The sequence below is a fragment of the Neisseria arctica genome (assembly GCF_022870905.1).
GTDB lineage: Bacteria > Pseudomonadota > Gammaproteobacteria > Burkholderiales > Neisseriaceae > Neisseria > Neisseria arctica.
In genome coordinates this window covers 241,285-261,198 of sequence record NZ_CP091510.1, presented here as the reverse complement: position 1 = coordinate 261,198, position 19,914 = coordinate 241,285, and the positions used below count along the sequence as shown (strand labels likewise).

Below are 19,914 nucleotides of genomic sequence, written 5' to 3'. Positions count from 1 at the left end.
ACCTGTTTATTTATGGTCAAACCCGTTCTTTTACTTGACTCTGCCCCCCAAGAAGCACTCAACCTAATCAAAGAATTCGGCCTTCAAACCTGCCATACCGCACCACATACAGGCGAGTATCTAGTGGCCGACGCATCTGGTATATCACTGTGTAAAACCGGAGAAAAGGGGCGTGTTCAAGTCGATTTTTCCGGCGGAGCCGCACAATACCGGCGATTAAAAGGCGGCGGAGAGTTAATCGCAAAAGCAGTTAACCATACCACCTTCCCAAGTGTTTGGGACGCCACAGGCGGCTTAGGGCGGGATGCTTTCGTTTTAGCCTCATTAGGCTTGGCCGTTCGCATTTCCGAACAAAACCCGGCTGTCGCCTGCTTACTCGCAGACGGTATCCGCAGGGCACAAACTGATGAGACAGTGAAAGAAATTACCGCACGGCTTACACTTACTCCCGGCGATTCAATCGACTTGCTGCAAGCTGTTGGAGAAAGCGAGCGCCCAGACATTGTCTATCTTGATCCCATGTATCCGGAGCGGCGTAAGGCGGCCGCTGTCAAAAAAGAAATGGCCTACTTTCACGGATTAGTCGGTTCCGCCCAAAATGAAGCACCCTTGCTTAAAGCAGCCAAAATGGCTGCAAAAAAAAGAGTGGTCGTCAAGCGCCCGAGGTTGGGGGAATTCCTCAACCAGGAACAGCCGGCCTATCAATACAGCGGTAAAAGCGTTCGTTTTGATGTTTACATGCCGGATAATCCGGAATACACATCCGAATAAATTTTCAAAACATATCGAAATTATAGAAAAATAAAGAATACATCAGCTAATACCGCGCATGAAAAATGCTGATAAATAAATTTTTTTGTTAGAATACTATTTTACAAAAATAAAAGTGATTTCCCCTATGCAGCCCGCAGAAAAACCCGTTTTCCCACCTCTAAGCGATTCGGAACACGAGCTTTTATGGCAGCACATCGAAAAACAATTCGACTGTAACCTAAACGGATGGCATACATTGTTTCTAAACGATCTGCCTTTGGGCATGATGGAAAATCACTGGCACAATCTATTGCTACAAGACTGGCAGGGGCGCATCCGAACCGAAGGATTACAAACCTTCCTAAATACCGACAGCTGGCTGGCAATGGCCGATGCTCTTGAACACATGGCATTCCAATGGCATAAAACAGGGATACTCAATGGTTGGCGTAACGAAAAATTTGATGCACTTGATGCAACAGGTAACGCCCTATTCTCTCTGGAACGTTCCGTCTTCCGCCCGTTAGGGCTGCAAAGTGCAGCCGTACATATTAACGGACTGGTCAAATATAACGGCCAGTGGTGCTTTTGGATAGGCAAACGCAGCCCGTACAAAGCAGTTGATCCCAACAAACTGGATAACTTAGTCGGTGGCGGTATTAGTAGCGGTGAAAGTGTAAAAAACGCTATGCAGCGTGAGGGGGCTGAAGAAGCCGGCTTGCCTGCCTGCTTCCTCAAACCTCTAGAATGCCAAAGCAAACGCCTAAGCCTCAGACCTGTTTCACGCGGCTTACACCGTGAAGTACTGTATATTTTTGATATTGTTTTGCCCGAAGATTTTCACCCTGAAAATCAAGACGGCGAAGTAGCCAAGTTCAACATTTTTTCCATTTCGGAATTGACACGCGCAATGTACGAAGGCCGCTTAATGAACGATGCCTTACTGGCCACGATGGATGCCTATAACCGCTATGGCTTGATAAACAGCAGCCACCCGCTGGGATTATGGCTTAAACGCACGGCTCTCTAACCGCCCGACACACGCAGACCAAACAGCCAATACGGTTTGTTTTCGCATACTCCAAAATATTATCATTAATATCTAATTGTGATATTTGAAACAATTTTTTCCCGGCACATTGTGATTTTATTTTTTTTCGCATAGAATCTTAGAATTATTCCAATAAAACTTGAGATTACGCCTACTCCTTTCATCTTGCAGCCCACAGGCCGGAGGTTATTTATGCCAGCACAATCAAAACATGCTTCCCTAAACATCAGTCTGATTCAGGCGCGTGAAGCATTAATGACCCAGTTTCGTCCGATTCTGAATAATGTCGGTATTACCGATCAGCAATGGCGGATTATCCGTCTACTTGCCGAAAACGGTACTCTAGATTTCCAAGACTTGGCCAACCAGGCCTGTATTTTACGCCCCAGTCTGACCGGTATTCTCACACGCCTGGAAAAAGCAGGCTTTGTCGTTCGTTTGAAACCCTCTAACGACCAACGCCGCGTATATCTGAAACTTACACCAGAAGGTGAAAAATTGCACCGGACCACCTGTGATTTGGTAGATGAGCGATACGATTTAATCGAAGAAGTTTTTTCCAAAGATAAAATGCGCCAACTGCGCGAACTACTCGGCGAACTTTCTACTATCGGACAGAAAGACGAAGAATAACTCCAGCCGACAAAATATTTTTAATGACAGCATCAATACAAAAACAAGCTTTTCGTTCTGCAATGGCATCCTGTGCCGCCGGTGTACATGTTATTACAACTGACGGCTCTGCCGGACGCTACGGCATTACTATGACGGCGGTTTCATCAGTTACCGATGAGCCGCCTACCATTATGCTCTGTATCAACCGCAATGCTGCCATCACACCAATACTCATTCAGAACCGAAAGCTATGCATTAATGTATTGTCGTCATCCCAACAAGATGTTGCCGAACATTTCGCCGGCATCACCAAACTGTCTCCCGAGGAGCGATTTGAGTATCACATTTGGCACAGGGGCGGCAGTGGTCAACTTGAAGTAGAAGGCGCGCTTGCCCATCTGCACGGTTGTGTAGTCGATAAACACGACATTGGCACCCATAGCGTATTTTTCGTAGAAATCGATGAAATTAAAGTTCACGACACCGAATCGGCTCCCGCCCTCGTATACTTCCGCCGCCGCTTTCATGGCCTGGCCTGAATCAATATCCCGACCTACGCTCTACCAATCAGCCTCTCGCTCCATTCAAACACACCATAAGAATTATTTAACCGCTTTAAAGAACCAGCTATAATCTTTCACAGCATATCCCTATTCCGACACTACCTAAATCCAATCACTAATGGTGCGGCTATAATTTGCCATACCATAATTTAGAAACATCGGCTCACTAAAATGAGAACAATATAGCAGTCCTTACGTTCGCACCATACGCTATTAAGACCGACTGCCGCATACCTCGCCCCAACTACAAGGAAATATCATGAGTGTTTTGAACGACATTTTAGACTTCAACCAAAACTTCGTTGATTCAGGCGAATATGCACAATTTTTCAGCAATAAATACCCCGACCGCGAACTCGCAATTTTATCCTGCATGGATGCACGCATGGTTGAGCTGTTGCCGCGTGCATTGGGATTAAAAAACGGCGATGCCAAGCTGATTAAAAATGCCGGCGCACTCGTAACCCACCCGTGGGGTTCTGTAATGCGAAGCCTTCTGGTAGCCGTATTCGAATTAAAAGTCAAAGAAATCATGGTTGTTGCCCACTATGATTGCGGCATGCGCGGCCTCAGCCCCGAAAGTTTTCTGAGCCGTACCCAAGAAAAAGGCATTCCCGAAGACCGCATCGTCACCCTGCGCAATGCCGGTATCGATCTCGACAGCTGGCTGACCGGTTTTGATAATGTTGAAGACAGCGTGCGCCATACAGTCAGCATTATCCGCCGCCATCCGCTGATGCCTGAAGACGTTGCCGTACACGGCTTGGTTATCCACCCATCGACAGGAAAACTGACCTTGGTAGTCAACGGCCAAAACGAATGTGCACTTTCCCCCAAATAACCAACAAGCCGTCTGAAACGGCAAACTATCCGATATGAAAAAAATAGGACTTTTCGGCGGTACTTTCGACCCCATCCATAACGGCCACCTACATATTGCACGCGCATTTGCCGACGAGCTCAATTTAGATATGGTGGTATTCCTACCCGCAGGCGATCCTTATCATAAAGCCGACGTCAAACATGCGGCCGCTCATCATAGGCTGGCAATGGCCGAGCTTGCCGTAGCAGATGATCCGAGATTTGCCGTCAGCGATTGCGATATTATTCGCAAAGGCGCTACTTATACATTCGATACCGTACAAATTTTCCACCAACAGTTCCCTACCGCCCGATTATGGTGGCTGATGGGTATGGACAGCCTATTACAACTACACACTTGGAAAAAATGGCAAACACTGGTACGCCAAATCCATATCGCCGTTGCTGCGCGCAAAGGCGACAACCTGAATCAAGCACCTGCGGAATTACACGCATGGTTAGGCGATGCGCTGCAAAACCAATCTCTAAAGCTGCTCAATGCACCGTTATACGATATCAGCTCTACCTCTATCAGGGAACAAATTCGCCAAGGCCATATTCCGGCCGAGAGCCTGCCGGAATCAGTCGCCCGCTACATTACCGACCACAAACTTTACCGCTAATCGAAAATGCCGTCTGAACCCATACCGCTAAACAGCAGACGCTATAACATCAAATCCAGCCACAGTTTGCTTTTCAGACGGCCTTAGTCGTTTCAGGTATAATTCACATAAAATACAGATATTCTCAACAGGAAACAGAATGAACGAACAAGAATTGCAAGACTTGCAGAAAATGGCGGAAATCGCCGTAAATGCTTTGGAAGACATCAAAGCCAAAGACATCACCGTATTGGATACCGCAGCCAAAACCTCGCTGTTTGCCAAAATGATTATCGCCAGCGGCGACAGCAGCCGCCAAGTCAAGGCTTTGGTTAATAACGTAGCCGTCGAATTAAAAGCAGCCGGCTTTGAAATTCTCAGCACCGAAGGTGAAGACAGCGGCGAATGGGCCTTAGTAGACGCCGGTGATTTGGTGGTTCATGTTATGCTGCCTGCCGTACGCGATTATTATGATATCGACACCTTATGGGGTGGTGAAAAGCCGTCTTTCCATGCCGGAGCCGCGAAGCCTTGGCATGCGGCAGACAGCCAATAACCAACCCATTATTCACGCCAACCGCAAGCCCGCTTGCGGTTTTTTCCCGTAAAAATATGGTTTTAATTTTAAAAGATACCAATGAATACGGTATCTCCTATGATCCCAATCTTTTCAGACGGCCTATTTAGTGCACAAAGCACTTACTCGATTGATCAAAAATTTTTACCAAGCAAAGCCAGATAATCAACAAAGGCCGTCTGAAAAATATATAGGCGCTGTGTGGAACCCATTTCATACAACCACAGCAATCCAAACCGTACACCCTCTATTAATTACAAATTATGAACATTACCGTATTGGCAGTCGGTACCAAAATGCCGCGTTGGGTCGATGAAGCCGTAGAAGAATACGCCAAACGTTTTGGCCGCGATATTAACTATGTCTTGAAAGAAATCAAACCGGAAAAACGCGGAGCCGGCGTTAATGCCGCCCAAGGCATGGCTGCCGAAGAAAAGCGTATCCTCGAGACCATCCCCCAAGGTGCTTACCTAGTTGTTTTGGACGAACGCGGCAAAGCGCCTACTTCGGTAGAATTAGCCGCCCATTTGAAACAATGGCAGGCAGAGGGCGAGCATGTTTGCTTTATCATAGGAGGTGCCGACGGCATGACCGACAAGTTAAAACAGCAAGCGCGCATGATGATGCGCTTGTCCAGCCTGACCCTGCCTCACGGGATGGTACGCGTATTACTAACCGAACAGCTCTACCGTGCCGTATCCATTTTGCACAATCATCCATACCACCGCGAATAAGGCACATATACAGCGCACAACCGCCGGCTGGTAAGACAAACCGACAAACAAGAAAGCCGCCCTTACATAAGGGCGGCTTTAAACCATAGTTGAGTAATATCTTACTCGACAGGCATACAGTTTTTCACTTGGATACTTTCCACATCTGTTGGCATACCATTCACTTCCTGTTTCTCAAACCGCACCAAGAATCCACCATCTTCTTTATATAGGTTTCCGGCATATTGGTTGCTGATTGTCCAACCATACTGATCATTACTGAAAGCAATCAAATCTTCATTACTACGGCTGCCGTCATATTTCAAATCCAAAGTCTGGCCATTAAACTTCAACTGTGCCACAGCAGCCGTACCGGCTCCGGCATAACGCGCATCAATGGTTTTACCGTCATCACATTGGAAAGAGAGCCACTTCGCCGAATTAATTTCACCGGCTGCCGGTGCAACAGCTACGATTTCCGATGCTACTCCCGTACCAGTTGCGGAAGAAGCCGTCTCAGCGGCAGAAGCAGGAGCGGATACCGCTGTATCCGTTGCTTTTTCAGCCGGCGTACACGCCGAAAGCAACGATAGCACAACAGATAAAGCTACAAATTTCAAACCGGATGTATTCATTCCAAAATTCCTTTCTCATTAAGCTTTCCGAACACTAAAACAGCGTACCGGAAGCAGCATTGCAAACTAACATCTCCAGTATAACAGCCCCTCTTACTACCTGCCATCCGCAAGACTCGACCATGATTGAAATAAGGCTGCTTTCACCCGCAAACTCTTGCTATAATCCGCCCATTATTTCAAAAAACAATATGCTATGAGCCACACCTCCCTACTTGATACCGTTGAGCTACCCGAAGACCTCCGCCGTTTGGATAAAAAGAAACTGCCGCAACTTGCCGCGGAGCTACGTCATTTCCTGCTGGAGTCCGTAGGAAAAACCGGCGGACACTTTGCCAGCAACCTCGGCGCAGTAGAGTTGACCGTTGCACTGCATTATGTTTACAACACACCCGATGACAAACTGGTTTGGGACGTTGGCCACCAAAGCTATCCGCACAAAATCCTTACCGGCCGCAAACATCAAATGGGCACTATGCGCCAATACGGCGGCTTGGCGGGCTTTCCGAAACGCTCAGAATCCGAATATGACGCATTCGGCGTCGGCCATTCTTCGACATCTATCGGCGCTGCTTTGGGTATGGCCGTAGCAGACAAACTGGCCGGCAATGGCAAACGCAGCGTCGCCATTATCGGCGACGGCGCGATGACGGCCGGACAAGCTTTTGAAGCGCTCAATTGTGCGGGCGATATGGATGTGGATTTGCTCGTTATCCTCAACGATAACGAAATGTCGATCTCGCCCAATGTCGGCGCATTACCCAAATACCTTGCCCGCAATGTCGTACGAGATATGCACGGTCTGCTCAGCAGTATCAAAGCGCAATCCAGCAAAGTATTGGGCGTATTGCCCGGTGCTATGGAAATCGCCCAAAAAGTCGAACATAAAATCAAAACCATCGCCAACGAAGCCGAGCATGTAAAGCAGTCTCTTTCATTATTCGAAAACTTCGGCTTCCAATATACCGGCCCGGTTGACGGTCACGATGTCGAACAATTGGTAGAAGTATTGCAAGACCTGCGCAACCGTAAGGGTCCGCAGCTATTGCACGTTATCACTAAAAAGGGCCAAGGCTACAAACTGGCTGAAAACGATCCGGTGAAATACCACGCGGTTGCCACCTTAGCCAAAGAAGGCGAAACACCGCCCCCCGCCGCTCCCGCCAAACCTACCTATACCCAAATTTTTGGCCGATGGTTGTGCGATCAAGCAGCGGCCGATTCACGCTTGGCTGCCATTACCCCTGCCATGCGCGAAGGCAGCGGCTTGGTGGAGTTTGAACAACGTTTTCCCCAACGCTATTTTGACGTAGGCATCGCCGAACAACACGCGGTAACTTTTGCCGGAGGCTTGGCTTGCGAAGGTATGAAGCCGGTTGTGGCTATTTACTCAACCTTCCTGCAACGCGCTTACGACCAACTGATACATGATGTCGCCCTGCAAAACCTGCCCGTATTATTCGCCATCGACCGTGCAGGCATTGTCGGTGCCGACGGCCCTACCCATGCCGGCCTATATGACCTGAGTTTCCTACGCTGCGTACCCAATATGGTAATTGCCGCACCCAGTGACGAAGCAGAATGCCGCCTATTGCTGTCTACTTGTTATCAGCTCGACTGCCCTACTGCCGTACGCTATCCGCGCGGCTCAGGCACAGGCGTTGAAGTTTCAGACGGCCTGGATACCGTCCCGGTCGGTAAAGGCATCATCAAACGCCAGGGCAAACAAACCGCCCTTATCGCTTTCGGCAGCATGGTTCAACCTGCATTGTCGGCAGCCGAAACACTGGATGCTACCGTAGCCGATATGCGTTTCGTAAAACCGATTGATGAAGAATTGATTCTCCGGTTGGCACAAAATCACGATTATTTGGTTACCATAGAAGAGAATACGCTACCGGGTGGTGCAGGCAGTGCCGTACTCGAGGTATTGGCTAAACACCGCATCTTAAAACCGGTATTAACACTCGGCGTAACCGACTGTGTTACCGAACATGGCGACCCGAAACGTCTGCTCGAAGAGCAAGGTCTGAGTGCCGAAGCCTTATGCAATAAAATCAGCACTTGGCTTCAGGCATAAACAAACCGCCGCCCTCACGCAATAATGCCGCCTGAAAATTTCAGACGGCATTATTGCGTTACTCAAAGCCATACGGTTAAACAAACGACAATACGCACTATTTAACTATTTTTACTGATAACGCCTACCAATAAGCTGCAACCATAAAACAATACCGCTACAAAAACCGGCTTTGCCATACGGTTCGCCCGCATTTCACGCGCCCTTACCCACGACACTACCATGAACCACACCACAGAAATCATCCACATTATCGGCACTGCCGCATTTGCCATTTCAGGCTACCTGGTCGGCGTACGCAAACGGCTTGATATTTTAGGCGTTTTGATTGTTTCCCTCCTGACCGCCATAGGCGGCGGCATGATGCGCGATGTGTTAGTAAATCGTACACCTGCGGTTTTTACCCAAAATACGGCCTTGATTGTTATTGGCATTACCCTGCTATTAGCCTGGCTGTTCAAATTACAAAATAACCGCAAAAAAGTATTGGCAGCCTTATTCCTACTGGCCGACTCTCTCGGGCTGGTCGCTTTCACCATTACCGGTGCGCAAGTGGGGCTGATGTACGAACTCAATTTATTCGGCGTAGTGATGCTGGGGTTTATTACCGCCGTAGGCGGTGGTATTGTGCGTGATACGTTGGTGAACGATATTCCGATGATTCTGCGTAAAGATTTTTACGGTACTGTATCAGTCATCATCGGCTTAGCCTTATATGCGCTGGATTCATTTGGCTGGGTGAATACGCTAACGTTGAATATCCTGCTATGGGGCGGCTATGCCTTACGCTTGTGGGCACACCGCGTATCATGGGCGTTACCGCGCTTTTAAAAGAGACATGACATACACCGCCTAAGAGGCCGCCTGAAAATCAAAAAGCAGCTACTCCAATGCCAACCCTTGCAAGCAAACGTTCGCTATTTCAGATTTTGTCTGGTGCTACAGTGTTTTTCTCCCCTCTGCAATCCCGTATAATCGCCGCAACCACCCCGGTAAACCCGTATCGATACGGCACCCTCAAGAATCCAATATCAATGCCGCTATCTCTTAAAAACTACCGTCCCTGCCCGGAGCCCCTTTTATGACCGATATTCTGAATAAGATTTTAGCGACCAAAGCCGAAGAAGTCGCAGCCGCCAAAGCCGCAATTCCAACCGAAGAAATCAAGCGACAGGCTGCAGCCGCATCACCTGTCCGCCCATTTCTCAATGCAATTCTATCCAAACATGCTGCTGGCCAACCTGCCATTATCGCCGAAGTCAAAAAAGCCAGTCCAAGTAAAGGCCTGATTCGTGCAGACTTCAATCCGGTAGAAATTGCCCAGGCCTACGAACGGGCAGGTGCCGCCTGCTTATCGGTACTCACCGACGAGCAATACTTCCAAGGTTCGCCGGAATACCTGCGCCAAGCCCGGGCAGCCGTTTCACTACCTGTGCTTCGCAAAGATTTCATTATTGACGAATACCAGATCTATCAAGCCCGCGCTTGGGGTGCAGATGCGGTTTTACTAATTGCTGCCGCATTAGAAGCAGATCAACTTGAGCAACTAGAAGCCACCGCCCACTCTTTAGGCATGACGGTATTGCTTGAGCTGCACGATGCCGGAGAATTGCAAAAATGCCGCAAGCTCACCACCCCGTTAGTAGGCGTGAACAACCGTAATCTGCGCACATTCGAAGTTTCCTTGCAACAAACTTTAGATTTGCTGCCGTTACTCGAGGGTAAGACTATTGTTACAGAAAGCGGTATCACCGGTAAAACCGATGTCGATTTTATGCAATCCCACGGAATCCATACCTTTTTAATCGGCGAAACCTTTATGCGCGCCGACAACATTGAAATTGCGGTTAAAGCCCTATTTTAAATATTTATTTTGCTCAAAGGCCGTCTGAATTTTTCAGACGGCCTTTGATTATTCTCCACAATACATCAGTGATCTCTTCTGTTAACCTGAAAAGTTGCTTATTAAGTAAAGCACAGAATATTTACGCTGATATAAAGTATTACTGCGGTATGTTCCGGTATTTTTCACGATAGTAAACAGCCCGATAGCTGCGAGGCACACAGATTCGGGCTATAATGGAATCATATTTTGAATATGATTCCCATTTTTCAGACGGCTTCTAAACCAAGGCCGTCTGAATGCACAAGGACACACATGGAACAAGTTATCATCAAAACGCCCGAAGAAATCGAAAAAATGCGTGAATTAGGCCGTCTGGCTGCCGAAGCCCTGGATTATATCGGCCAATTCGTCAAACCCGGCGTTACTACCAACGAGCTCAACCAACTCGTTCACGACTATCATATCAACGTACAAGGCGGCTATCCCGCGCCCTTAAACTACGGCAACCCGCCCTATCCGAAATCGTGCTGCACCTCCGTCAACCATGTTATCTGCCACGGCATTCCCGATGACAAGCCCTTAAAAAACGGCGATATCATCAATATCGACGTCACCATCAAAAAAGACGGTTTCCATGGCGACTCCAGCCGTATGTTTGCCGTCGGCACCATCAGTCCACAAGCGCAACGCCTTATAGACGTTACTCATGAAGCCATGATGGCCGGCATTGCCGCCGTTAAACCCGGTGCCACTTTGGGCGATATCGGTTATGCCTGCCAACAAGTAGCCGAAAATGCCGGTTATTCGGTCGTGCAGGAATTCTGCGGCCACGGTATCGGCCGAGGCTTTCACGAAGCTCCCCAAGTATTACACTATGGCCGCAAAGGGCAAGGCATGGTGCTCAAACCGGGGATGATTTTCACTATAGAACCCATGATTAACCAAGGCAAGCGGCACCTGCGTATTTTGGCCGACGGCTGGACAGTGGTCACCAAAGACCGTTCACTCTCAGCCCAATGGGAACACGAAGTATTAGTCACCGAAACAGGCTACGAAATCCTAACCATCAGCCCAGCTACCGGGAAACCATAAAACCCTGCTATTTTCCCTTTGAAAAATTTCTCTTTTTACCCTGCTTGTCTGTCACCCTCAAGCAGGGTGTTCATTTACCTACTTACCAACAGCCTTGTACTTCCCCAACTATTTTCCCAATATCACCCTGTGGTAAAAATACAGCTTTACAATCACAGGCACTACTACTATGCAATATGCCAATTAATTTTGCGACAGAAACCAGGATACATCTTAAATACAACACTCAGGTAACAATTTTACAAAGTACCGCCATAAGGCTTTTTTACCCCCAAAAATTCATTTCGCCTAAGCAAAAATTCAATATACATAATGAGCATCATTTATACTTTCACACCTGATTCATGATAAATTTGCCGATATTTTCCATATAAAAAAAAACCTAAATGGGTAAAAATTCCCTATTTACCTCCACATTATTCCATGACATTTAAATTAAAAAATATATCAACTTCTGATAAATCAATACCATTCAAAATCACTCCTGTTTTTACCTAAAAGTTCCCTATCACTCTATAAAATTTTCTCATTAGAAAATCTCCCAATCGAAATAATTATATATTAATGATGATAGAGTGAAGGCACCAAACTTAACCATAGAAACCTTTGATTTATAAAGTTATGTTAAAACTTTTCCTTTATAGTCAATATAAAAGCAATCAGTTTGATTTTTTTTAATTCCCGCCTCTTGCATCTGACTGATAAGCGCTTATACTGCATCAATCACTTATGTTGAAATCACTCATTGCGCCATTATTCAAAATAAGTGTTATTATTACTATTGTTATAATAAACAATTATGCAAATAATTCAGATGCTGTCTGAAACTGCGTCCGCAGTAAATAAAACGGCTCTGCCTTAAAACATAATGAGAAGAAGGAAAGTTCTAGCTATGAAATCGTTCGAGCAAATCGAAAATATCCGTGAAATTCGCACAAAACTCGGCTTGAACCAAATGGATTTTTGGAGCCGTATCGGTGTCACACAATCAGGAGGATCACGCTACGAATCAGGCCGAAATATGCCTAAACCCGTACGCGAACTGCTCCGTTTGGTGCATATCGAAAAAATCGACTTGGCTAAAGTCAACCGTATCGATATGACAATCGCCGCCCTCTTAAAAGAGCGCCACCCCGATCTATATTCCGCTTTAAAAAAAGAAGCCAAAAGCAAGTAAGATCATAAATTAAGCGGCGGCTACGGATAATACCAAAGCTGCTCCGCTATATAAAAATCGGGAAATACATACTCTCACCGCTGATAGTGGTTCATCAAGTAATTGATAAGCTAATTTTTTCCGATATACCCACCGAAAACCTAAAATTTGGAAATCGGATCAGGTAAAATGCTGCCAAACAATCTGTGTCCGTAGTGCTACAGAGATGCTTTTTTCAAGGCAATGCGACCGATACACTTATCCTACCCAAGCTGTTTGGCCACATTTTAAATAACGTAAACAGCCGTCTGAAACTAGGTTTCAGACGGCTGTTTACGTTATAATCGCACGATTAAACATTATTTCAATCTGCAGAACCATGCTAAACAAATACAACCCCGCCGAAATCGAAGCCAAACATTACCAACGCTGGCAACAAGCCGGCTATTTCCAACCGAATATGGATGCCGAAAAACCTTCTTTCTCCATCCAATTACCGCCTCCTAATGTAACCGGCACCCTGCACATGGGCCATGCTTTCAACCAAACCATTATGGACGGCCTAACCCGTTACTACCGTATGCAGGGCAGAAATACCTGCTGGATTCCCGGTACAGACCATGCGGGTATCGCCACGCAAATCGTCGTCGAGCGCCAATTGTCCGAACAAAACATTTCCCGCCATGATTTGGGCCGTGAATCATTTTTAGAAAAAGTATGGCAATGGAAAAACCTGTCCGGCGGTACCATTACCGAACAAATGTGCCGTATGGGCTGCTCTGCAGATTGGAGCCGTGAATATTTCACTATGGACAACGTACGTGCGGAAGTAGTTACCGAAGTATTCGTACGCTTGTTTGAACAAGGTTTGATTTACCGCGGCAAACGTTTGGTCAACTGGGATCCCGTACTTGGCACCGCCGTTTCTGATCTGGAAGTGGAAAGCGTAGAAGAGCAAGGCAGCATGTGGCATATCCGCTATCCGCTAGCAGATGATCCCTCCGCCGGCCTGATCGTCGCCACCACCCGTCCCGAAACCCTTTTGGGTGACGTAGCCGTAGCCGTACATCCCGAAGACGAACGTTATGCCTCACTCATAGGCAAAGAATTACTGTTACCTCTTACCGGTCGCCGTATTCCCGTAATTGCGGATGAATATGTTGAAAAAGATTTCGGTACAGGATGCGTTAAAATTACGCCCGCACACGATTTCAATGATTACGAAGTCGGCAAACGCCACAATACCGCCTTGGTTAATGTTTTGGACTTACAAGCACGTATCCTGCCGCAAGCAGAAGTTTTCAACTTTAAAGGTGAAGCACAAGAAAACTTCGCTTTACCAAAAGCCTATGCCGGGCTTGACCGCTTTGCTGCACGCAAACAAATCGTAGCTGATTTGGAAACACAAGGCTTATTAGTTGAAATCAAGCCCCACACCTTGATGACGCCCAAAGGCGACCGCACTGGTTCGGTGATCGAACCCATGCTGACCAGCCAATGGTTTGTCGCCATGAGCGCAACACCCGACAGTAGCGTACAAGCCGAACCAGAAAGCGAATTCAAAGGCATGAGCTTGGCACAGAAAGCCAAACATGCCGTTGACAGCGGTGCCGTAAAATTTATCCCCGAAAACTGGGTAAATACTTACAACCAATGGATGAACAATATTCAAGACTGGTGTATCTCCCGCCAACTCTGGTGGGGACACCAAATCCCAGCTTGGTATGATGAAGAAGGCAACTGTTATGTTGCCCGCAGCGAAACCGAAGCGCAAAAACTGGCACAAAATACCGAACTCACACGCGATGAAGACGTACTGGATACTTGGTTCTCATCCGCACTCGTACCTTTCTCCACACTGGGCTGGCCGTCTGAAACTGCTGAATTGAAAGCCTTTTTACCTAGCAATGTTTTGGTAACAGGCTACGAAATCATTTTCTTTTGGGTAGCGCGTATGATTATGATGACTACCCACTTTACCGGCAAAGTACCGTTTAAAGATGTCTATATCCATGGCATGGTGCGCGACCACGAAGGTAAAAAAATGTCCAAGTCAGAGGGCAACGTTATCGACCCCGTGGATTTGATCGACGGTATCGACTTGGAAAATCTACTGATAAAACGCACTACCGGCCTGCGCCGCCCTGAAAAAGCACCCCAAGTTATCGAGGCTACTAAAAAATTATTCCCCGAAGGTATTCCCGTTTTCGGCACAGATGCTCTGCGTTTTACCATGGCTAGCTATGCCAGCTTGGGCCGCAGCATTAATTTCGACTTCAAACGTGCCGAAGGCTACCGTAATTTCTGTAATAAATTATGGAACGCTACCAACTTTGTTCTTATGAATACTGAGGATAAGGATTGCGGTCAAGATGAAAGCCTACCCTTAGCTTATAGCTTTGCCGACCAATGGATTATCGGCCGTTTGCAACAAACCGAAGCCGCCGTAGCAGAAGCTTTTGATACCTACCGCTTCGATTTGGCCGCACAAACGCTGTATGAATTTGTATGGAACGATTTCTGCGACTGGTATATCGAACTGGCCAAAGTACAAATCCAAGGCGGTTGCGAATCCACCCAACGTGCCACACGCCGTACCTTAGTGCGCGTTTTAGAAGTTATTCTCCGCCTGCTACACCCGATTATGCCCTTCATTACCGAGGAATTGTGGCAAACCATTGCCCCTTTGGCCAATGCCAAACATACCGACAGCATCATGCTGGCAAATTGGCCCCAAGCGGACAGTGAAAAAATCGTTCCCGCTTCCTTTGAAAAAATGGCTGCTCTGCAAGAACTTATCGGTGCCGTACGTAACCTGCGAGGTGAAATGGGTATCGCACCTAATGTAAAAGCACCACTTTTGGTAGAAGGAACCGTAGCTACAGAATTGCTGCAATATCTGCCTTCTATGACTCGCCTCACCGAAGCAAAATTAGTTGATAAACTACCGGAAGGTGATGATGCGCCTGTAGCTGTTTGTCAAAACGCACGGCTCATGCTCAAAGTCGAAATCGATAAAGCCGCTGAAAGCGCCCGCCTTACCAAAGAAGCCGAGAAGTTGCAAAAAGCATTAGATAAGCTTAATGCCAAACTCTCGAAACCAGGTTATACCGAAAAAGCCCCGGCGCATTTGGTGGAAAAAGATAAAACAGAGTTGGCCGATTTAAATGACAAAATGACTAAAGTACAAGCCCAACTGACTAAATTGGCAAGTTAGCCAACCTAAATGATAAACATGCCGTCTGAAACCATTGTCTCAGACGGCATGTTTATTTATCCAGATACCTAAAAGCAATACAGATATCAAAAAACCTACTCTATGTTATAGCTGTGAATTGTAATATTGATAGGCCAAATCCATATTCTCAAATTGATGCAGCCTACCCGCCTCCAAAACCATTGCATTATCACAATATTGCTTCATCGCACTATGACTATGTGAAACCAATATAATGGATCTGTCTTTACGTTTTTCAAACAACTCATATTTGCATTTGGCAGAAAAACGAGAATCACCTACAGCAATCACCTCATCAATCAGATAACAATCGAATTCAACTGCTAAAGATAATGCAAATGCCAAACGTGCTTTCATACCTGAAGAATAACGTTTTACCGGCTCATACAAATATTGCCCGAGCTCGGAAAATTCTTCGGTAAAGTTCTTCACATAGTCAATATCTACATTATAAATACGAGAAATGAAGCGTAAATTATCCATTCCGGTCAGGCTGCCTTGAAAGGCTCCCGAAAATGCCAAGGGCCACGAAATGCTCATTGTTCTCCTAATTTCACCCTCTGTTGGCGGTTCTACACCACTGATCAAACGGATCAGTGTTGACTTCCCCGCCCCGTTTCGCCCGAGAATGCCAACTTTTTCACCTTTTTCAAGACTGAAATTTATATCATGCAATACTGTACGCCAACCGCTTCGGGTTTGATAACGTTTAGAAACATGCTCGACGGAAATCATTGTGGCTCAACCCCTTTGCTGAACTTACTAACCATAGCCAAGCCCAACAACAGCAATACGAGATTACAAAGTAAAAGATACCAAGGGTTTTCGTAAGTGATTACAGAATTGCCAAAATAGCCCGCACGGAACATCTCTGTTCCATGCACCATAGGTACATGCAAGATATATTCATGTACTTGAATCGGTAAAGTATGGACAAAGAAAAAAGCGCCAGATAAAGGCAACATAACAAAACTGAGTGTACTCCAAATTTTACCGAACGCCTCAAACTTAAACGCTATCGAGCAAATCACAAATCCAAGCCCTGCCGCAAACATTGCCATTAGAAGCCATGCCAAAAGCATATAGAAAATATCTTGGGGCATTTCAATCCAGTGAATAGCCACTAAAATTGCCATAATCACTACTTGGGCAATCGTGGCACCCGCTACCTCTAAAACAATCCGTGCAACAATAGTATCCAATACCCTAACATTGCGATGGTAAAGCAAACTGGCATTGGCAGAAATTGCACCGATAGCACGATTAGAAGCATTTCTCCACATCATTGCCATCGGATAACCCGTCAACACGAAAGCAACAATATTTAAATCAGAAAATCTATCTGCACGTAGAAACTTCCACAATACAACAATCAGCAAAGTCATCAGCAATGGCTCAACAAATAGCCATAAAAAACCAATATTACTACGCCCGTATCTCGTAATAATTTCACGCATCAGCAAAGCACCGATGACGCGTTTTTGAATCTGTACAGACTCCAAAAAAGATGTTTGATGCAAAGCTTTCATTAATTTTTATGCTCGCGTACACTAGCAGTCAGTAAACTTAAAACACCATATATCATTAAACTAATAATCAACGTAGCAACAATGTTATATAGTCGGCTTGGAGCTTGGGGCATATCGGGTTCACTTGGGCGTGAAATTACTTCCAAATAAAGCTGTTGTCGATCTGCCTCAGCCTTTGCGCTTTCCAAAGAGGTCATCGCTGCGGCTAATTGCTTCTCTGCTAATTCATTTTCAATAAATAAACGCTGATATTCAGCAGCTTTACTGGCAATGGAGCTAGAACCAGATCCAGAAATTTTCTGCATTTGCATATCAATTTCTTTACGTAAGCTCTTTTCCCTTGCCAATAAGCCCGGAATTTGAGGATTATCGGGTGTTACGGCGCGAACCTGATCCAATTGTGTTTGAATCACAATCAATTCATCCTGCAATTTCGAAACCAAACCCATTTGTACTCCTGATTGCTCCTTCAAATCAAAAATACCGTTTTGGGTGCGATAAAGCATCAAGTTATCTGCAGATTCTTTTACCCGTTCCTCAGCTATACGTACATTTTGCTCGGCAAATACCACAGTATCTTTACGGGCACGATCATTAAGCTGGTTAATTAACTCTTCACCTTTTTTCAATAAGGCTTCATTAATTTGTTTCGATTCTTTGGCATCAAATGATTGAACGCTTAATACCGATATACCCGCCACAGAGTCAAAGTTAATACCAACCTTCTTGGCATAATATTGATAAAAAGCCTCATTGGAATCCCATAAGCCGAACGCATTAAAACGGCTAAAAACATCACCTTTGCTCTCATAAAAAGAACGAACAGGTAATTGTTTTTGCAACTCATTCAAAGCAGAACGTGAACGCATATACGCTTGAACCGTATACGTATCATCTTGAGCACGGGCAAAACCCGCACTCTGGAGCAAAGCTCCCAAGCCGGTGAGTGAGCTTTGATTTCTGGCAGAACGAACAACAAAGCTGGATTCCGACGTATATTGATCAGAGGCCCAAAAAGAAAAATAAATTAAGGAACATAAAGTAGGTAGTAATACCGTGATTAGAAATAATGGTGAAGTATGCTTTTTTAACTTCTTTAAACTCTTAAGCTTTTTCGAATCGCCATTTACCACAACTTTTTTCTCTGCCTCTACCGCTGCCAAATTCTCAGCGGTGATTGTGGGTGTATTAGGGTTTGCCATATTTTTTTCTGACATTTTTCACAACTTTAAAATAGAAATTTTTAGCTTCGGACGGATTAGTTGGCAATGTTATTGATACTATTCGCACCACTAACCACAGGAGAGAAAACAAACTGCAAAAATTTCTGCACCTCCACCAGCGGAGCATTAGAAACATACAACACATCTTTATTTCTTACAGGGAAACGCTGCATCCAAAATAAAGAGTTGGCATCTGCCAAATTCAAGCGGTACACTACAGGCACTTCCGTTTCAATATCATAACCCTTAGCCAACCACTTATATTGATCAGTTTTAGGCAAATCTCCCAAAGGTGTATATCTAAATACAAACACTCCGCGGGCATCTGCACGTCTATCTTGTAAACCACCCATGCGACCAATTGCTTCCGCTAAAGATAACCCTCGAGCAGAGAAGCCGATTTCTTGTGATTTACCCACAGCACCCATAGAAGTAAAAGTATAAGGGTTAGTGATAATCGTCACTATATCGCCGCGCCGCAATAAAATATTTTGCCGCGGATTAGCTACCAAATCTTCCAAAGCTACCGTTTTTACTTCGTCCCCTCGCGTAAGCTGAATATTGGTATCCTGAACATTACTAGAAGAACCACCTACCGCCGCTACTGCATCCAACACTCTTTCTCCTGCAGGGGTCAACGGCATGCGCACACTATTGCCGGCACGGATCACAGATACATTAGCTGTATTATTTTGAGCCAAACGCACCATGACCTGAGGCTGGTTCGCCATCCGTTTCAGACGGCCTTTAATCAAATCTTGAATTTGTACGGGTGTTTTTCCCGCCACGAAAATATCACCTACAAATGGTACCGAAATCATACCCTTTGCTGTAACTATCTGCTCCGGCAACTTAGTCAACTGCGCGGAGCCCGAACCAGCCGCGCCCAAGGATCCGCCGAATAGGACAGCCGGAGGTGCTTCCCAAATGGTAATATCTAAAATGTCACCAATATTAACAGTTCCAGAAGATACAGCCGTCCCCGCAAACTGTCCAAAAGATTGGCTAATTTTTTTTCTGTACATCATAGATGTGACAGCTTCATCTACTTCAATTAGTTGGACTTCAGGCAACATATTTGAGTGACCCTGTTGCAAGCCAATCACTTTTTGAGTTCCTGGCCCTGAAGATGGCAACATGCCACACCCTGATAATATTGAGCAGAAAAATATTGTACTTAAAAATATTTTTTTCATAAACTTACACTTAAAATTCGCACTAACAATCTTACAACCCACTGTATCCAAAAAATTTGAAATGTTTTATTAAGATTTATTACATTCTATGCCTAAAATACCTTACAGAAAAATATTTTATCTATACAATACCCAAGTTTTCATTATTATATTCCCTAAGCCCGATATAGACCAAAGGTAGCTT

At 45.7% G+C, this 19,914-nt stretch carries 20 protein-coding genes; 14 read left to right on the top strand and 6 right to left on the bottom strand.

What is annotated here, in order from left to right; genetic code table 11:
- Positions 1-12: 12 nt before the first annotated feature.
- The 8 genes from LVJ86_RS01140 to rlmH all read left to right on the top strand — a co-directional run bounded on the left by LVJ86_RS01140 (position 13) and on the right by rlmH (position 5,756).
- Positions 13-771, top strand: a complete 759-nt coding sequence (locus LVJ86_RS01140) for a class I SAM-dependent methyltransferase (RefSeq protein WP_047760011.1) — start codon at positions 13-15, stop codon at positions 769-771.
- A 127-nt stretch (positions 772-898) separates the two neighbouring features.
- Positions 899-1,783 carry an NUDIX hydrolase gene (locus LVJ86_RS01135; RefSeq protein WP_047760012.1) on the top strand — a complete coding sequence of 295 codons (885 nt, stop codon included), beginning with the start codon at positions 899-901 and terminating at the stop codon, positions 1,781-1,783.
- A 213-nt stretch (positions 1,784-1,996) separates the two neighbouring features.
- Positions 1,997-2,437, top strand: coding sequence for a homoprotocatechuate degradation operon regulator HpaR (gene hpaR / locus LVJ86_RS01130; RefSeq protein ID WP_047760013.1), 441 nt, complete (start codon positions 1,997-1,999; stop codon positions 2,435-2,437).
- 23 nt (positions 2,438-2,460) lie between these two features.
- Positions 2,461-2,958 carry a 4-hydroxyphenylacetate 3-monooxygenase, reductase component gene (gene hpaC / locus LVJ86_RS01125; RefSeq protein ID WP_047760014.1) on the top strand — a complete coding sequence of 166 codons (498 nt, stop codon included), beginning with the start codon at positions 2,461-2,463 and terminating at the stop codon, positions 2,956-2,958.
- Positions 2,959-3,241: 283 nt separating this feature from the next.
- On the top strand, positions 3,242-3,823 hold the full coding sequence (locus LVJ86_RS01120; protein ID WP_047760015.1) for a beta-class carbonic anhydrase: 582 nt from the start codon (positions 3,242-3,244) through the stop codon (positions 3,821-3,823).
- A gap of 34 nt (positions 3,824-3,857) precedes the next feature.
- Positions 3,858-4,466, top strand: coding sequence for a nicotinate-nucleotide adenylyltransferase (gene nadD / locus LVJ86_RS01115; RefSeq protein ID WP_047760016.1), 609 nt, complete (start codon positions 3,858-3,860; stop codon positions 4,464-4,466).
- 139 nt (positions 4,467-4,605) lie between these two features.
- Complete coding sequence (gene rsfS / locus LVJ86_RS01110; RefSeq protein WP_047760017.1) at positions 4,606-5,001, top strand: ribosome silencing factor; 396 nt, start codon at positions 4,606-4,608, stop codon at positions 4,999-5,001.
- Positions 5,002-5,285: 284 nt separating this feature from the next.
- Positions 5,286-5,756 carry a 23S rRNA (pseudouridine(1915)-N(3))-methyltransferase RlmH gene (gene rlmH, locus LVJ86_RS01105; RefSeq protein ID WP_047760018.1) on the top strand — a complete coding sequence of 157 codons (471 nt, stop codon included), beginning with the start codon at positions 5,286-5,288 and terminating at the stop codon, positions 5,754-5,756.
- Positions 5,757-5,857: 101 nt separating this feature from the next.
- Here the strand turns inward: rlmH and LVJ86_RS01100 are convergent, their stop codons facing one another.
- A complete protein-coding gene (locus LVJ86_RS01100; RefSeq protein WP_053008280.1) occupies positions 5,858-6,370 on the bottom strand; it encodes an MliC family protein in 513 nt (170 codons plus the stop codon).
- A gap of 196 nt (positions 6,371-6,566) precedes the next feature.
- Between LVJ86_RS01100 and dxs the strand changes: the two genes are divergently transcribed.
- Entirely contained in the window at positions 6,567-8,450 is a 1,884-nt protein-coding gene (dxs, locus tag LVJ86_RS01095; RefSeq protein WP_047760019.1) for a 1-deoxy-D-xylulose-5-phosphate synthase, read from the top strand.
- A 101-nt stretch (positions 8,451-8,551) separates the two neighbouring features.
- Here the strand turns inward: dxs and LVJ86_RS01090 are convergent, their stop codons facing one another.
- On the bottom strand, positions 8,552-8,701 hold the full coding sequence (locus LVJ86_RS01090) for a hypothetical protein (RefSeq protein ID WP_161796036.1): 150 nt from the start codon (positions 8,699-8,701) through the stop codon (positions 8,552-8,554).
- Between LVJ86_RS01090 and LVJ86_RS01085 the strand changes: the two genes are divergently transcribed.
- The 5 genes from LVJ86_RS01085 (at position 8,673) to LVJ86_RS01065 (ending at position 15,761) form a co-directional block, all read left to right on the top strand.
- Positions 8,673-9,281, top strand: coding sequence for a trimeric intracellular cation channel family protein (locus LVJ86_RS01085; RefSeq protein ID WP_047760020.1), 609 nt, complete (start codon positions 8,673-8,675; stop codon positions 9,279-9,281). The genes LVJ86_RS01090 and LVJ86_RS01085 overlap by 29 nt on opposite strands.
- A gap of 250 nt (positions 9,282-9,531) precedes the next feature.
- Positions 9,532-10,314, top strand: a complete 783-nt coding sequence (gene trpC, locus LVJ86_RS01080) for an indole-3-glycerol phosphate synthase TrpC (RefSeq protein ID WP_047760021.1) — start codon at positions 9,532-9,534, stop codon at positions 10,312-10,314.
- Between the two features lie 294 nt (positions 10,315-10,608).
- Positions 10,609-11,388 (top strand): type I methionyl aminopeptidase, encoded by a 780-nt coding sequence (gene map, locus LVJ86_RS01075; RefSeq protein ID WP_047760022.1) that lies wholly within the window; start codon positions 10,609-10,611, stop codon positions 11,386-11,388.
- Between the two features lie 892 nt (positions 11,389-12,280).
- Complete coding sequence (locus LVJ86_RS01070; RefSeq protein WP_047760023.1) at positions 12,281-12,565, top strand: helix-turn-helix domain-containing protein; 285 nt, start codon at positions 12,281-12,283, stop codon at positions 12,563-12,565.
- A gap of 358 nt (positions 12,566-12,923) precedes the next feature.
- Positions 12,924-15,761 (top strand): valine--tRNA ligase, encoded by a 2,838-nt coding sequence (locus tag LVJ86_RS01065; RefSeq protein WP_047760024.1) that lies wholly within the window; start codon positions 12,924-12,926, stop codon positions 15,759-15,761.
- A gap of 105 nt (positions 15,762-15,866) precedes the next feature.
- Here the strand turns inward: LVJ86_RS01065 and LVJ86_RS01060 are convergent, their stop codons facing one another.
- Genes LVJ86_RS01060 through LVJ86_RS01045 form a run of 4 tightly spaced genes read right to left on the bottom strand, consistent with a single transcriptional unit; the run spans position 15,867 to position 19,730 of the window.
- A complete protein-coding gene (locus LVJ86_RS01060) occupies positions 15,867-16,517 on the bottom strand; it encodes an ABC transporter ATP-binding protein (RefSeq protein ID WP_047760025.1) in 651 nt (216 codons plus the stop codon).
- Complete coding sequence (locus tag LVJ86_RS01055; RefSeq protein ID WP_047760026.1) at positions 16,514-17,311, bottom strand: ABC transporter permease; 798 nt, start codon at positions 17,309-17,311, stop codon at positions 16,514-16,516. Before LVJ86_RS01055 ends, LVJ86_RS01060 begins: the two co-directional genes overlap by 4 nt.
- Positions 17,311-18,528, bottom strand: a complete 1,218-nt coding sequence (locus LVJ86_RS01050) for a capsule biosynthesis protein (protein WP_235284572.1) — start codon at positions 18,526-18,528, stop codon at positions 17,311-17,313. The genes LVJ86_RS01055 and LVJ86_RS01050 overlap by 1 nt, the downstream gene beginning before the upstream one ends.
- Before the next feature lie 41 nt (positions 18,529-18,569).
- Positions 18,570-19,730 (bottom strand): polysaccharide biosynthesis/export family protein, encoded by a 1,161-nt coding sequence (locus LVJ86_RS01045; RefSeq protein ID WP_047760027.1) that lies wholly within the window; start codon positions 19,728-19,730, stop codon positions 18,570-18,572.
- Positions 19,731-19,914: the final 184 nt, after the last annotated feature.